This window comes from Methylopila henanensis (assembly GCF_042681025.1).
GTDB lineage: Bacteria > Pseudomonadota > Alphaproteobacteria > Rhizobiales > Methylopilaceae > Methylopila > Methylopila henanensis.
This window is the reverse complement of record NZ_JBHUER010000008.1, coordinates 228,662-242,672: the sequence shown is the minus strand read 5'-3', so window position 1 is coordinate 242,672 and position 14,011 is coordinate 228,662. Positions and strand designations below refer to the sequence as shown.

General features: G+C 72.5%; 17 protein-coding genes. 6 read left to right on the top strand and 11 right to left on the bottom strand.

Annotation, left to right across the window (positions count from 1 at the left end; all coding sequences use genetic code 11):
• Positions 1-702: 702 nt before the first annotated feature.
• On the bottom strand, positions 703-1,149 hold the full coding sequence (locus ACFSCV_RS11695) for a cyclic nucleotide-binding domain-containing protein (RefSeq protein WP_378799760.1): 447 nt from the start codon (positions 1,147-1,149) through the stop codon (positions 703-705).
• Between the two features lie 225 nt (positions 1,150-1,374).
• Here ACFSCV_RS11695 and ACFSCV_RS11690 point away from each other — a divergent pair, with 225 nt between their 5' ends.
• A complete protein-coding gene (locus ACFSCV_RS11690) occupies positions 1,375-1,923 on the top strand; it encodes a hypothetical protein (protein ID WP_378799759.1) in 549 nt (182 codons plus the stop codon).
• A gap of 133 nt (positions 1,924-2,056) precedes the next feature.
• Here the strand turns inward: ACFSCV_RS11690 and ACFSCV_RS11685 are convergent, their stop codons facing one another.
• Positions 2,057-2,563, bottom strand: a complete 507-nt coding sequence (locus ACFSCV_RS11685; RefSeq protein WP_378799758.1) for an RNA pyrophosphohydrolase — start codon at positions 2,561-2,563, stop codon at positions 2,057-2,059.
• Between the two features lie 109 nt (positions 2,564-2,672).
• Entirely contained in the window at positions 2,673-3,167 is a 495-nt protein-coding gene (locus ACFSCV_RS11680; RefSeq protein WP_378799757.1) for a thermonuclease family protein, read from the bottom strand.
• 209 nt (positions 3,168-3,376) lie between these two features.
• Here ACFSCV_RS11680 and ACFSCV_RS11675 point away from each other — a divergent pair, with 209 nt between their 5' ends.
• Positions 3,377-3,892 (top strand): L,D-transpeptidase, encoded by a 516-nt coding sequence (locus ACFSCV_RS11675; protein WP_378799756.1) that lies wholly within the window; start codon positions 3,377-3,379, stop codon positions 3,890-3,892.
• Between the two features lie 126 nt (positions 3,893-4,018).
• On the opposite strand, the gene ACFSCV_RS11670 is transcribed toward ACFSCV_RS11675, so the two are convergent.
• The 5 genes from ACFSCV_RS11670 to ACFSCV_RS11650 all read right to left on the bottom strand — a co-directional run bounded on the left by ACFSCV_RS11670 (position 4,019) and on the right by ACFSCV_RS11650 (position 7,525).
• A complete protein-coding gene (locus tag ACFSCV_RS11670) occupies positions 4,019-4,456 on the bottom strand; it encodes a hypothetical protein (RefSeq protein ID WP_378799755.1) in 438 nt (145 codons plus the stop codon).
• 48 nt (positions 4,457-4,504) lie between these two features.
• On the bottom strand, positions 4,505-4,948 hold the full coding sequence (locus tag ACFSCV_RS11665; RefSeq protein WP_378799754.1) for a hypothetical protein: 444 nt from the start codon (positions 4,946-4,948) through the stop codon (positions 4,505-4,507).
• Between the two features lie 262 nt (positions 4,949-5,210).
• Positions 5,211-6,515, bottom strand: coding sequence for a class I SAM-dependent methyltransferase (locus ACFSCV_RS11660; protein WP_378799753.1), 1,305 nt, complete (start codon positions 6,513-6,515; stop codon positions 5,211-5,213).
• Positions 6,516-6,621: 106 nt separating this feature from the next.
• Positions 6,622-6,900 (bottom strand): hypothetical protein, encoded by a 279-nt coding sequence (locus ACFSCV_RS11655; RefSeq protein ID WP_378799752.1) that lies wholly within the window; start codon positions 6,898-6,900, stop codon positions 6,622-6,624.
• A 220-nt stretch (positions 6,901-7,120) separates the two neighbouring features.
• Positions 7,121-7,525, bottom strand: a complete 405-nt coding sequence (locus ACFSCV_RS11650) for a hypothetical protein (protein WP_378799751.1) — start codon at positions 7,523-7,525, stop codon at positions 7,121-7,123.
• An 80-nt stretch (positions 7,526-7,605) separates the two neighbouring features.
• Here ACFSCV_RS11650 and ACFSCV_RS11645 point away from each other — a divergent pair, with 80 nt between their 5' ends.
• The gene (locus ACFSCV_RS11645; protein WP_378799750.1) at positions 7,606-8,217 is read left to right on the top strand and encodes a hypothetical protein; all 612 of its coding nucleotides are present in this window, start codon (positions 7,606-7,608) and stop codon (positions 8,215-8,217) included.
• Positions 8,218-8,277: 60 nt separating this feature from the next.
• Here ACFSCV_RS11645 and ACFSCV_RS11640 read toward each other — a convergent pair whose 3' ends face one another.
• The 3 genes from ACFSCV_RS11640 to ACFSCV_RS11630 form a co-directional block, all read right to left on the bottom strand.
• Complete coding sequence (locus ACFSCV_RS11640) at positions 8,278-8,667, bottom strand: DUF3597 domain-containing protein (protein ID WP_378799749.1); 390 nt, start codon at positions 8,665-8,667, stop codon at positions 8,278-8,280.
• A 125-nt stretch (positions 8,668-8,792) separates the two neighbouring features.
• The gene (locus tag ACFSCV_RS11635; protein WP_378799748.1) at positions 8,793-9,479 is read right to left on the bottom strand and encodes an extensin-like domain-containing protein; all 687 of its coding nucleotides are present in this window, start codon (positions 9,477-9,479) and stop codon (positions 8,793-8,795) included.
• Between the two features lie 52 nt (positions 9,480-9,531).
• Positions 9,532-9,723, bottom strand: coding sequence for a DUF1674 domain-containing protein (locus ACFSCV_RS11630; protein ID WP_378799747.1), 192 nt, complete (start codon positions 9,721-9,723; stop codon positions 9,532-9,534).
• A 123-nt stretch (positions 9,724-9,846) separates the two neighbouring features.
• Here ACFSCV_RS11630 and htpX point away from each other — a divergent pair, with 123 nt between their 5' ends.
• From htpX to ACFSCV_RS11615, 3 genes are all read left to right on the top strand, one after another.
• Positions 9,847-10,776, top strand: coding sequence for a zinc metalloprotease HtpX (htpX, locus tag ACFSCV_RS11625; protein ID WP_378799746.1), 930 nt, complete (start codon positions 9,847-9,849; stop codon positions 10,774-10,776).
• Complete coding sequence (locus ACFSCV_RS11620) at positions 10,773-12,146, top strand: RsmB/NOP family class I SAM-dependent RNA methyltransferase (RefSeq protein ID WP_378799745.1); 1,374 nt, start codon at positions 10,773-10,775, stop codon at positions 12,144-12,146. Before htpX ends, ACFSCV_RS11620 begins: the two co-directional genes overlap by 4 nt.
• A 99-nt stretch (positions 12,147-12,245) precedes the next feature.
• Entirely contained in the window at positions 12,246-14,003 is a 1,758-nt protein-coding gene (locus ACFSCV_RS11615; RefSeq protein ID WP_378799744.1) for a heparinase II/III family protein, read from the top strand.
• The last annotated feature ends 8 nt before the right edge of the window (positions 14,004-14,011 follow it).

Below are 14,011 nucleotides of genomic sequence, written 5' to 3'. Positions count from 1 at the left end.
CCCGCGCCGCCCGCCGCTTCGGCGCCCCCGAGGCGGCGGGCGTCTGCGGTCCGGAACAGCCGCCGCGCCAGATCGGCCGTGAACTCCGCCGTCAGCGTGCCGGCGCGCCGCGCCGCCTTCAGCGCCGAGACGCCGAACTTCGCCGGCGCGGCGCCGCCTCCGGTGGCGAAGGTCGCGGCCGTCGCCGCTAGCCCCGCCGCCGACAGCGCCATGATCAGTTCGCTGTGCTCCTCGCCGCGCGCCATGCGGGCGCCTTCGCGGGCGAGGTCGCGCACGTCGCCGATGACGGTGAGGTCGGAGGCGAGGGCGCCGGCGAGCGCCGCAGTCCCGGTCGCCTCGCCGGTGACGAAGCCGAGCGCTGCGTCCCGCGCGTTGCGCCAGGCCACGGCCTCGGGCGCTTCGGCCGCGGCCAGCCGAGCGCGGGTCCCGTCGCTCAAGGGCCGGCCGAGCTCGCCCGCGAGATCGGCGTAGCCGCGGGCGAGCGCGACGTCCTCCGCGTCGAGGGCGGCCGCCGTCCGCCGTTCCAGCGCGTCGTCGGGCGTCGCGGCGTCGAGCGTACGGGCGATCGCGACGTCGAGCGGGACCGTGTAGCCCCAGTCGCGCGCGGCCCCGAGCGCGACCGCCGCGACCGAAAGCGCGAGGCCGGCGCGGCTCAGCCGCGCGGTCCAGTCGACGGCGCGGACCAGGCGCGCGCCCATCGTCTCACGGCCCTTTCGCGCGCATGAGCGCGGCGTGAACCTCGAGCCGCTCGGTCCAGCGGTGGATGTCGCGCAGGATGCGGGCGGCGAAGACGGGATCCTCGGCGAGCAGCTCGTGAACGAGCTCGCGGGGCGCGACCAGGACCCGCGACGGACGGTCGGCGAACACGTCCGTCGGCGCGATCATCTCGAGGGCCGCGACGCCGGAGACCCAGGCGCCGGGGGCGTCGTCGCGCCAGACCATCGGCTCGGTCACGCCGCGCACGAAGCGCCGCATGGTCCAGCGGCCTTCCAGCAGGAACAGGAAATGCTCGGTCGTCCGGTCACGGGCCAGAATGGTCTCGCCCGCCGCATGCGCGCGTTCCTCCGAGCCCGCGACGAGGCGGCCGCGGGTCGCGTCGGCGAACGGGGCGAAGAACGGCGACTGTTTCAGCGCCTCCGGCGACATCATCGGCTCTCCGCGGGATCAGCCCCGCGCGCTGAAGATGGGCGCGGCGGCGCGGGGGCTCAAGCGGCCCCCGCGCCGCCTATTCCGCTCAAGTGAGCGAATGAGGCTTTTTATGGATGCTTTCGCCGACGCTTTCGCGGATAGTGCGGCGTCTTGCGGGGGCGCGGGTTGGCGGTGAACGGCATCGGTCGGGGCGCGTGCGGAGCGTCCTGTTCCATTCGGGCGGGCGTGGGCGGGGCCGTCGTCCGGCGGGACGCGGCGGGTCGCCTGCAAATCTCTCCGGCCAGTTCGACGCCTGCGCCTGACGAGGCCGCGGCGCGCGGGGCCGTCGAGGCGCTCCAGGCCTGCGGCAAGGCCGCGGCGCTGATTGGTCGCGGGCTCGAGCTCATCGCGGCGACGCGGCGGGCCGAATCGTATTTCGGCGCCGGCCTCAAGGTGACGGACGGCGTGCTCGGGGCGAGCGACCCGCGTAGCCAGCCGGCCTTCGCGCGTCTCGCCGCGATCGCTGCGAGCGCGGAGCACCTGACGCCGCGCCGCGCGCCCGATCCGGCGTCGCTCCATCGCGCCAGGAAGCGCCCTCTGATCGCGGACGCCGCGCCGTTCCGGCTGGAGGGCTGCGGCATGGGGCGCGAGGTTCGCGCGATCATCCTGCTCACCGACCCGGACGAGGCGCCCCCCGCCGTGCGCGAGAGCGCGCTCAGGGACGCGTTCCGGCTTTCGGCGACGGAGGCCCGGCTCGTGGCGGCGCTCGCGCGCGGCGAGACGCTGGAAAGCTGAGCCGCCGCGCGCGGCGTGGCGCTCTCCACCGTGCGCAACCAGCTCGCCGCGGCCTTCGACAAGACCGGCGTGCGCCGCCAGTCCGAGCTGATCGCCCTCGTCGCGCGGGTCGGCGGCGCGCCGGGCTGACGCCTCAGGCCGGCGCCGCGAAGCGGGCGAAGGCGCGCGCCACGTTGTCGTAGAGCGCGCGTTTGTACGGAACGACCAGCGCCGGCAGCCGCTCGAGCCGCTCCCAGCGCCACTCGGAGAACTCGGGTTCCGCGCCGGCCGCTGCGGGCGCGAGATCGATCTCGCCGTCGTCGCCCTCGAAGCGCATCGCGAACCAGCGCTGCCGCTGGCCCCGGAACGCCGCGAGCCTGTGCGGCGGGCCGTCATAGGGCGGGAAGTCGTAGGTCAGCCATTCGGGATGGACCCCGAGCACCGAGGCGCGGCGCACGCCGGTCTCCTCGAACAGCTCGCGCCGGGCGGCCTGCTCCACGTTCTCGTCCGGATCGATCCCGCCCTGCGGCATCTGCCACGCGCAGCCCGGCGCGAGCGTCTCCGGCCCGTCGTCGCCGATGCGTTTCGCGATCAGCGTAAGCCCGCGCGCGTCGAACAGCGCGATCCCGACATTGGGCCGGTAGGGCAGGGCGGAGCTCATCGGCAGGCTTTCGAACGACGGCGGAAGCGGATGCGCCGGCTCGTTTGGGCGCATCCGACCGTCATTGATATATGAGAGGACGCAAGCCGTACGCATCCGGAAAGCCGGCTCAGCACCAGCTTTCTCGCCGGCCGCCATCATAGGGGCGGCCATGGCCCGCCCGGACCAGCGCGCCGGCGAGGTCGCCGACGCCGGCGGCGGAGACGCGCGCCACCACGCGGCCGAAATACTTGTCGCCGCGCACCTGCGTGAGCGTGAGCGGACGATCCCGCACCAGCGCCGCGAGCGCCGCCGCCGCCGCTTCCGCCGCCGCGGTCTCCCGCGCGCAGCGGCCGCGCCGCTCGGGCGCGTCGACGCCGTCGATCCGGATCCGCGCCACGATGTCCTGTCCGGGAAAGGCGCGCACCCGCGCCTCGATGGTGTCGCCGTCGATGGCGGAAAGCGCGGTCGCGGCGAGGCCTGCGCCGGACGGCTCCGTCCGCTCCAAGGCCGCGGGCGTCTCCCGCGCCTGCGGCAGCGCCGCCGCGGCTAGAACGGCCCCGAAGGCCGCGCCCAAGAGGACGTCGGCGAGCCTGCGGGCGATCATGGACGAAAATCGGAACATGATCCCATATCCTAGCAGGATCATGTCAAAAATACGGAAATTAATCCTTATTAAGCATATGACAATCTAATGCGCACCTCACATCGCCGGCATGGAAACCAAGCGCTAATAACGTCTGTTGTTCTACTTGCGAAGGCGCGCTCCCTGTGGCGGGCGCGAAGTTTAGGCACGGTCAGGCGTCGTGGGCGCCGGTGTTCGGGGTGCGTGTCATGAAGCGGTTCGGTCGGTTCGCAGGATGCGCGCTGGCGGTTTTGGTCGCAGGGCTGTTCGCAGGCGGAGCCGACTCCCGCGAGATCGTGCCGTTCGAGACCGAGGCCTACCGGGCCGGCACGATCGTCATCCGCAACTCCGAGCGCGCGCTCTACCTCATCGGCGGCGACGGGCGCGCGATGCGCTACCGGGTGGCGGTCGGGCGTCCGGGCAAGCAGTGGCTCGGCGCGGCCTGGATAAAGGGCAAGTATGTCGAGCCGGCGTGGTCGCCGCCGGAAGAGGTGCGCCGCGACAAGCCCCACCTTCCGGACGTCATTCCCGGCGGCTCGCCGAAGAACCCGATGGGGCCGCGCGCGCTGCTGCTCGACCGCGACCAGTACGCGATCCACGGCACCAACCGGCCGAAATCGATCGGCACCTACGCGTCCTATGGCTGCATCCGCATGCGCAACGTCGACATCATCGACCTCTACGAGCGCGTGAAGGTCGGCGCGAAGGTCGTGGTGGTGCCGTAGGCGTCCGCCGCGAGACTGTGGGCTGCATGGCCGTCTTAGCGTCGTCTGGGCGGCGGCCAGGGCGGGTGGGATCCCGAGGAGAGGCCCAACTCGCCGGGATCCGTCCTGCGCCCCCGGGCGCCGCCGTCACCGGCCGCAGAACACCAACACGAAAAAGTCCCGGTCCTCGTTGGCCTCGTCCGGCGGGTTCCTGATCTGGATGAACACGCCCTTCGGGTTGCCGGAGCGGCGGGTGACGCCGACGACTGCGGGCGTCGCCGAGCCGATGGAGGATTCGCCGACGGTGACGGAATAGGCGCACTGGGTGATGTCGCGGTCGAACCCGACCTCATAGGTGCCTGCGCTGAACCTCTGCGTGCCGGTGGCGATCACCCCCTCGCCGCGGGCGATCGTGCCGTCGGCGTTGATGGCCGCCGACATCAGCGCCGTCCCGAGATCGCCTGGATCCACGTTGGGCTGCGCCCGAGCGCCGGGTGGCGGCGTGTTGAGGTTCGGTTCGGCGGCCTGGAGCGGAGCGGCGAGGAGCGCGATGGCTGCCGCCGTTAGAACCACCAGTGCTTTCATGACGTTATCCCCCCGGAAAGACGTTGAACACGAATTGGCGGCGAAGACTCAGCGGCCGCAATAAACAAGCACAAAGAAATTCTTGTCTTCGTTGGCTTCGTCCGGCGGGTTCTTGATCTGGATGAACACGCCATTGGGGTTGACGGAGCGACGGGTGACGCCCACCACCGAAGGCACGGCCGACCCGATGCCGGACTCGCCGACGGTGACCGCATAGGCGCATTGGGTGATGTCGCGGTCGAACCCAACCTCGTAAGTGCCGGTGCTCAATTTCTGCGTGCCGGTGGCGGTCACCCCCTCGCCGCGGGCGATCGTGCCGTCGGCGTTGATGGCCGCCGACATCAGCGCCATCCCGAGATCGCCTGGGCCTACATTGGGCTGCGCCCGCGCGCCGGGCGGCGGCGTGTTGAGGTTCGGCTCGGCGGCCTGGAGCGGAGCGGCGAACAGGGCGGCGGCCATGGCCGCGCCCCCCAGCAACGGCAAGGTTTTCATGACGTGGTCTCGCAAGGCGTCGGAAGACGCTCGTGTTGACGATGACGTTAAATCACGCGGCGTTCCCCCGAACCCGCGCCCGACATGCACGCGATCGTACTGCGCTCGGCGACGTCGAGGTCGTCGAGGTGTGACGAAAGTATTATGAGATCGAAATTCTAAGCGAATACGCGACCAATTCGCCGCTCGAGCAGCAAACCGACAGTAGCATGCGGCGCCCGCGGACGGAACGACCGGCTGGTACTATTTTGGTCGACTAAGGTCAGGGCGCGTAGATGTCGCCCCGGGTCCCAGGAAGGGCGACCGACCCGCTCTTGGTGCGGGAGGACGCCAGCGTCTGGCACACGCCGATCGAGCCTCGGGCGAAGGCGAGCGAGACGCCGGCGAGATAGGCGATCCACATCCGCGTGCGCACTTCGCCGACCTCGGCTTCGGCGGCCGCGCGGTTCGCCTGCAGCCTGCGGCACCAGAGCGCCGTGGTGCGGGCGTAGTGCCGGCGGAGCGCCTCGGTGTCCTGCACCTCGAAGCCGGCCCGCTCCAGTCCGCTGAGCGTCGAGCCGATGTGGTCGAGCTCCGCGCCGGGGAAGACGTGGCGCATGATCGCCTTGGCTTCGGGCCGCAGCTTGCGGTCGTCGCCGGGCTTGGCCCGCCGGGTGATGGCGTGGTGCAGGTAGAGCCCGCCCGGCTTCAGCAGCCGGCGGACGCCGCGGTAGTAGGCGTCGGCGTTCTTCAGCCCCACATGCTCGAACATGCCGACCGAGGCGATCTTGTCGAAGGCGCCGGCGACGGTGGTCCAGTCCGCGAGCGCGACCGTCACGCGGCCCTGCAGTCCACGCTCCTCGATCATCGCGTGCGCGCCGGCGAGCTGCTCGCGCGAGAGCGTCACGCCGTGCGCCGTGACGCCGTAGCGCTCGGCGGCGTGGCAGACTAGCGCGCCCCAGCCGCAGCCGACGTCGAGGAAGGTCTCGCCCGGCTTCAGCCGCAGCTTGCGGCATACGAGGTCGAGCTTCGCCTCCTGCGCCGTGTCGAGGTCGTCGTTCCAGTCCTGGAAGTACGCGCACGAGTAGATAAGCCGCCGGTCGAGGAACAGGCGGTAGAAGGCGTTCGAGACGTCGTAGTGGTGGGCGATGTTCCTCTGGTTCTCATCCGGGTCGCCGGAGCGTCCCGAGGCGGCGTTCGGGCCGCCTTCGCCGGGCAGCTTCAGGTCGCCGGCCGGCACCTTGAGGAAGGCCGCGGCGCCGCGGGCGAGCCGCAGCGGGCCAACGGCGCGGAGCAGGTCGCGCCCGCGCACCGACGGCCGCCGCTCGGCGAGATCGAACAGGTCGCCGTTCTCGAGATCGATGCGGCCGAGCGCGTGCAGCCGCACCAGCGTGTCGAGCTTGGGCGATTTCGCGAGCGCGGCGAGCGTCCCCTCGTCGGAGAAGCGCACCAGCAACTGATCGGGGGCAACGTTGGCCGGCGCGGTCGAACCGTCCCAGAGCTTGAGCGCGAGATGCGGCCCGAGCAGCGGCGCGACCGCCGCGGCGATGTCGCGCGCAAGCGCGAGTCGTCGGTCGGCGGCTGTCATCGGTTCACGGCTCCTGCGGTCCCCTCGCAAGCATGCGCGCTGCTGTGCGCCCGATCGGGCCTCCGGGTCAAGGCGGGGGCGATCACGAGACGCCGCAGGCCGCCGCTCAGCGCCCGCAGAAGACCAGCAGACTGAAGCCCGCGTCGAACGGAGTTCCGTTGGGACTGAAGACGCCGACATAGACCCAGTTCGGTTTGCCGACACGCGCCTGTGTGATGAGGGCGGTCGGCTGAAAGATGCTGGCCGAGGCGACATAGACGCACCCCGTCACGTCGCGCCCGAACTCGATCTCGTATTGCCCCTCGCCGAGGCGCGCCGCGCTGACCGAGCCTTCGCCGCGCTGCAACGCGCCGTCCAAGCCGATCGCGGCCGACATCAGCGCCATGCCGCGATCCTCGGTCGACGGCGCAGGGGCCGCGCGGGCGCCGGGCGGCGGCTCGTTGAGGCTTTTCGGCTGGGCGGACGCCGCGGCTGGCGCGGCTGACGCGGCGAGAAGGATCGCGAAGCGCCCAAGCGCGCGGATGGCTCTTCTGTGCATGGGGGCGTCCCGACGTCGAGGGGCGGCTGGCCCCGGTTGGCGTTGAAGTCGTGGCGTGGCGGGCGGCTCAGCGGCCGCAGAAGACCAGAAGGTTGAAGCCTGAATCGATCCGGAATCCGTCGGGATGGTAGGAGGCGACGTAGACCCAGTTCGGCTTGCCCAGGCGCGGCTGGGCAAGAAGGGTCGCCGGCTGGTAGGTGTTGGTCGCAGTGTGGTTGCAGGCGGTCACGTCGCGCCCGAACTCGATCTCGTACTGCCCGACGTCGAGGCGGGCGGCGCTGACCGCGCCTTCGCCGCGCTGCAACGCGCCGTTGGAGCCGATCGTGGCCGACATCAGCGCCATGCCGCGGTCTCCCGCCGACGGCGTGGACGCGGCGCGGCCGCCGGGCGGCGGCTCGTTGAGGCTTCGGGGCTCGGCCTGCGCCACGCTTCCGGCCGCCGCGGCGGCGGCGAGCACAAAGGCCAAACGCACGAGAGCGCGGAGGGTGGTCCTTAACATACCGGTGTGGTCCCCCCGACAGGGCCTGGCGGAGGCGCCGACGCCCAGTCGGCATGATCAAGCCGCGGACGAGGGCCTTGGTCAATAGCCAAAAAAAGCCATATGGCGATGTCGCCGTCAGGCTGTGCGACGCGCCGTGGCGTGGGGCGGCCGGATCGGCGATCCCGCGCACCCGGCCCGCGCCTCACGATCGCGGGGTTGGCGATCACAAGACGCCGAACCTGGCGCTGCCTGCATTGATCGGGCAGGAGGCGGTCATATCTGCCCGCCCCGAACGCCACGATCAAAGGAGAAGACGCCGGATGTTGGACAAACAGAAAAAGGTGATTGTGGGCGCGCTGATCGCCGTCGTGCTGGCGATCGCTGCGTATTTCGGGCTCGTCAGTCAGGATACGTCGGACAGGATCAAGACCAAGACCGATGAGATACTGTCGGAGGACAGGCCTGCCCAGCCGTCGCCGGCTCCGTCTCCTGCGGAACCTTCGCCTGCGGCTCCAGCCGAGCCGTCCCCCGCGCCGGCCGAGCCGCCGGCGGCGCCCGCCGTTCCGCGGGAGCCCGACCTCGCGCCGCTGCGGGAGTCGCCGGCCACGCCGGTTCCCTCGCCGGATGCGCAGAATCCGGCCGCCGAGCCGCCAGCTCAGCAGAATCCCGCGCCTCGGCAGTGATCGAAAGCAATCGGGCGGCGGGGCGTCCGCCTCGCCGCCCGGATATCGCGTCGGCCTGCGTCAGGCGAGATCGGCCGGCACCTTGCCGCCGTTGGCCTTCAGCTTCGCGATGACCTGCTTGTGCAGCCAGATGTTCAGGGTGGCGCTGTCGGAGGCGTCGCCCGTGTAGCCGAGCTCCTTGGCGAGCTCCTGCCGGTGGTTCAGGCTGCTGTCGAGGCCGAGGGCCTTCAGCAGGTCGACGATCGAGGTGCGCCAGTTCAGTTTCTGGCCGCTCTTCGCGACAGCGTCGTCGAGCACGGCGGCGACGTCGACGGAGCCCGCGGCGGCGGGCTGGCCGGCCTGCGGGGCGGGCGCGGCTTCGGTCGGCGCGGGCGCGGAAGGCGCCGCGGACGCCTCGTCGGCCTTGGCCTTGCCGAAGATGGCGTCCTTGATGGTGTCGAAGATGCCCAAGGGAATGCGCTCCTGTCGTTGCGAAGGGCTCAATGAGCTAGCGCTTCCGGAGGCGCGGGCCATATCCGAGCCCGCTCGGGTGGGCGAATTTTTTCGATCGTCGTTCCGCCGCGCCGTCGCGCGCGTCATCGGCAAACGTCGAAGCCGCCGAGATCGAGGTGCAGGTGGTCGGCATGGGCGGCGTTGTAGTCCGGCGACAGGACGCCCGCGAAGACGCCGCAGGCGCCGTCGCGCGCCTCCCGCAGGAACCGGCCCGCGGGCCCCGGATCGCTCCAGTCGCGCAGCACCGAGACCGTGCGGCCGTCCGCGAGCCGGAAGCCGGCGATGTCGATGGCGTTGGCGGTCGCGTGTTGCGAGCGCCGGCCCGAGGCGCGGCCGTAGACGTTGCGGCAGGAGTAGGCGCCCACATGGGCGACGCCCGCGAGCTCCGCGCCGAACAGGCGTCGCGCCGCCGGCCGCAGCGTGTGCCGCTCCCACGCGAGATAGGCCGCGGCGAGCGGGCAGCGCATCACCGGCGGCGCGTCGAGCGCGAGCGCGGCGGCCGACGGCGCGACGCCGTCCACATAGCCGCAGCCGTTCGCGATCGGCCGGTCGGGCGCGGCCCGCGCCGGCAGGCCGGAGCGCGCGAGCACGCGGGCGCAGGTCTCGGGCGAGGCCGCGAGCGCGCGGATGCGCCACTGGGTGAAGGCGCCCGGCGGCTCGCGCAGGTCGAGCGGGAAATAGCGGTCGAGATCGGACAGCGCGATCGCCCCCGCGACGCCGAGCACGATGGCGAGCCCCAGCAGCCCGCGCCCGACCATCCGGCCGAGCACTGGCCTTCGCGGGCTTCGGCCCGGCGGCGAGGCCGGAGCGGGCGAGCCCGACTCAAAAATCGGTGGCGATCCCCTTGCGCTCCCAGTCGCCGTAGCGCACGGGCTCCGGGCCGTCGCGGCCTGCGATCTCGCGCGTCTTCGCCAGCTCCGCGGCCTGGCGCTCGTATTCGGCGCGCCGCTCCGCGGCCTCGGCGAGCGCGCGCCGGGCGGCGTCGGACAGTGGGCGTTCCGGTGCGTTCTCCATGGCCGTCCTCGCGTGGTGATCCGATCGTGACCTACAGCGTCTTGGCGTTCCGGCGGTCCTCACCCCACATATAGGCCGCGCCCGCCCCGGCGCGAGCTCTCACGCGAACGGAGACCACCTCACATGAACTACTTCCGCACGGCGCTGCTGCTGGCCGGCCTCACCGCGCTGTTCATGGCGGTCGGATTCGTGATCGGCGGCCGCGGCGGCCTGATGATCGCGTTCGTGGTGGCGCTCGCCATGAACGTGTTCAGCTACTGGAATTCCGACAAGATGGTCCTGCGCATGACCAACGCGCAGGAGGTCGACGCGCATTCGGCGCCCGAGTTCTACGCCATGGTGCGCGACCTCGCGGCCCGCGCGCAGTTGCCGATGCCGCGCGTCTACATCATCCACGAGGACCAGCCGAACGCCTTCGCGACCGGCCGCAATCCCGAGAACGCGGCGGTGGCGGCGACCACCGGCCTGCTCAACCGGCTCTCCCGCGAGGAGGTCGCGGGCGTCATGGCGCACGAGCTCGCGCATGTGAAGAACCACGACACGCTGATCATGACGATCACGGCCACCATCGCCGGCGCGATCTCGATGATCGCGAACTTCGGCTTCCTGTTCTCCGGCAACCGGGAGAACAACCAGCCGATGGGCGTGATAGGGTCGATCGCAATGATGATTCTCGCCCCCATCGCCGCGATGATCGTGCAGATGGCGATCAGCCGCACGCGCGAGTACCAGGCCGACAAGCTGGGCGCCGAGATCTGCGGGCGGCCGGAATGGCTGGCCAACGCGCTGATCAACATCGAGCGCGGCGCGCACCAGATCGAGAACTACGCGGCCGAGCGCAACCCGGCGACGGCGCATATGTTCATCATCAATCCGCTCTCGGGGCAGCGCATGGACAACCTGTTCTCGACCCATCCGGCGACCGAGAACCGCGTCGCGGCGCTGATGGAGCTCGCGCGCTCCATGGGCGGACGCGGCTCGTTCGGGGCCGGCCAGCCGGCGGGGCCGTGGGGCGGCGGCGACGCCGGCCGCCGCGGCGGGCCCTGGGGTTGAACCGTCGTCCGGACGTCCGCCGGCCCCAGCCGCAGCGTCGCGGCCCCGGTCCCGGCCAGCGCGCCCCTGAGGTTCCGGGCCTCGCGGCGCGGCGCGTCGCGGTCCGGCTCGTCGACGGGGTGCTGTCGCGCACCCGTCCGCTCGACGCCGCCCTCGAGGTCGATCACGACCCGTCCGGCTTCCGCGCGCTGGACGAGCGCGACCGCGCGCTCGCCCGCGCCATCGCCGGCGCGACGCTCCGGCGCTTTGGCACGCTGCGGACGCTGATCGCGGCGCGCCTCGACAAGGGGTTGCCGAAGAAGGGCGGGCCGCTGGAGGCCATCCTCGCCACCGGCGCGGCGCAGGCGCTGTTCATGCAGATCCCGGCGCACACGGCGGTCGACCTCGCGGTGGCGGCCGCGCGCGCCGACCCGGACGCCCGTCATTTCGCCGGCCTCGTCAACGCCGTGCTGCGGGCGGTCGTCACGGAGGGCGCGCCCGAGTCCGAGCCCGGCGCCGATCTGCCGCCCTGGCTGCAGGCGCGCTGGATCAGGGCCTACGGCCCGGAGACGACGGCCGCGATCGCCGCCGCGGTGGCGGTCGAGCCCGGCCTCGACCTCAGCGTCAAGGCGGACGCCGCCCGCTGGGCGGAGACGCTCGGCGGCTCCGTGCTGCCGACCGGCGGCGTGCGCATTCCCGGCGGCGGCCGTGTCACCGCGCTCGAGGGCTACAGCGAGGGCGCCTGGTGGGTGCAGGACGCCGCGGCCGCGCTGCCGGTCCGGCTGTTCGGCGACCTCGCCGGGCGCAGCGCGATCGACCTCTGCGCCGCGCCAGGCGGCAAGACCGCGCAGCTCGCGGCCGCCGGCGCCGAGGTGATCGCCGTCGACCGCTCGGCCGAGCGGCTGCAGCGGCTGAACGAGAACCTGTCCCGGCTCGGCCTGACGGCGACGCCGCGCGTCGGCGACGCCGCGACCATCGCGCTGGAGCCGGCCGACGTGGTGCTGCTCGACGCGCCCTGCACCGCGACCGGCACCATCCGCCGCCATCCGGACGTCGCCTGGATGAAGCGCGAGAGCGACATCGCCGCGCTCGCCCGCGTGCAGGCCGGCCTGCTCGACGCCGCGGCGCGGCTGGTCAGGCCCGGCGGACTGCTGGTCTACTGCACCTGTTCGCTGGAGCCGGAAGAGGGCGAGCGGCAGATCCAGGCCCTTATCGCCCGCGCGAACGGCGGCGTGCGGATCGAGCCTGTGCTTCCGGCGGAACTGCCGGGGCTGGAGGCCGCCATCGACGACGACGGCTGCGTCCGCACCCTGCCGAGTCATCTTCCGGCCGACGATCCGCGCCTGTCGGGCATGGACGGGTTCTTCGCCGCCCGTCTGCGCGTGGGATAGCGCGGCTGCGAGTGGCGACAGCGCTCGCCCGGTGTGCGACATTTTCGTGATGTCATTGGCGCGGCGTCGGGCGTGGTGCGTAAAGGAGGCGCGTGAGGCATGAGCGGGGGGGCGCTCGGGGAGAAAGCGCGCCTCGCGCGCTTCGTCGCCGCGCAGGGCGCGCGCGTGGCGTGGCGCCGTCTCGCCGCGCTGGCCGCCGCCCCGTTCCGCGCCGCCGGCCGCACGCCGGACAAGCTCGTCATCGCGCCGCAGGATCTGCGCACCTCCGACCCGACGCGGGCAGGCGAGATCTACGCCGGGCTCTACGTATTCGCGGGCAAGACGGTGGACGTGCGTGGCGGATCGCCGTTCCAGTCCGACGCTCCGTCGGACGGCTGGGCCGAGGCTCTGCACGGCTTCGGCTGGCTGAGGCATCTGCGCGCCGCCGACACCACGCTCGCCCGCGCCAACGCCCGCGCGCTGGTGGACGAATGGATCGGGCTGCGCGGCGGGCGCCACGCCGCCGTGGCGCGCGCGCCCCATGTGGCGGCGCGCCGGCTGATCGCGTGGCTCTGCCACTCCCCGCTCATCCTCGACGGAGCCGACCGCGCGTTCTACCGCCGCTTCCTGCGCAGCCTCGCGCGGCAGACGCGGCAGCTCGGGCGGCTGCGCGCGGTCGCCGACGACGGTCTGCCCCGCCTCGCGGCCGATTGCGCCCTGACCTACGCCGGCCTTTGCCTTGCCGGCGAAAACCGCCTGCTCAAGACCGCCGCGCGCCAGCTCGCCGACGAGCTTGACCGCCAGATTCTCGCGGATGGCGGGCATATCGGCCGCAATCCGGCGGCGCTGGTCGAGATCCTGCTCGACCTTCTGCCGCTCCGTCAGGCCTTCGCGGTGCGCGGCGTCGCGCCGCCGCAGGCGCTGCTGAACGCGATCGACCGCGCCATGCCGATGCTGCGGTTCTTCCGGCACGGCGACGGCGATTTCGTCCAGTTCAACGGCGCGGGTCCGGCGCAGGGCGACCTGATCGCGACCGTGCTCGCCTATGACGACGCGCGCGGCGCGCCGCTGGAGGACGCTCCGCATTCCGGCTACCAGCGCGTGGCCGCGGGCGAGGCCCTGCTCGTCGCCGACGTCGGCGCGCCGCCGCCGCCGCCGCTGTCGGCGACCGCGCACGCCGGCGCGCTCGCGTTCGAATTCTCGTCGGGGACCGAGCAGATCATCGTCAACTGCGGCGTCCCCCGCCACGGCCGCGAGCGCTGGGAGGCCTCGCGCGCGACGGCCGCCCATTCGACCGCGGTGATCGACGACACCTCGTCCTGCCGGTTCACGCGTTCGCCGCTGCTGAAGCGGCTGATCGGGCCGCTGATCCTGGCCGGCCCGCGGGCCCCGACCTCGCGGCGCGAGCGCGACGACGGCGGCGTGCGGCTGGTCGCGAGCCATGACGGCTACCGCGCGCGTTTCGGCGTCTGGCACGACCGCTCGCTGCGGCTGTCGGCCGGCGGCGACCGGCTCGACGGCGAGGACGCGTTCCGGACGGCCGAGGGCGCGAAACCGCCGGAGGCGAAAGTCGCGCTGCGGTTCCACCTGCACCCGGCGGTGCGGGCGAGCGTCACCCAGGACGGACAGGGCGTCGTGCTGGCGCTCGCGAGCGGCGCCGGCTGGCTGTTCGCCGCGGCGGGCGCGACCGCCGAGCTCGAAGAGAGCGTGCACCTCTCGGGCGCGCACGGTCCGCGCCGGACCGAGCAGATCGTGATCCGGGCGCCGCTGCGGGGCGCGCCGAAGATCGCCTGGAGCCTGCGGCGGCTGGAGACGGACGCCGGCGGGACACGACGCTCACGCCTGCCGTCGAGCGCGGAGGGACCGACGCTGCTCTGAGCCCCATG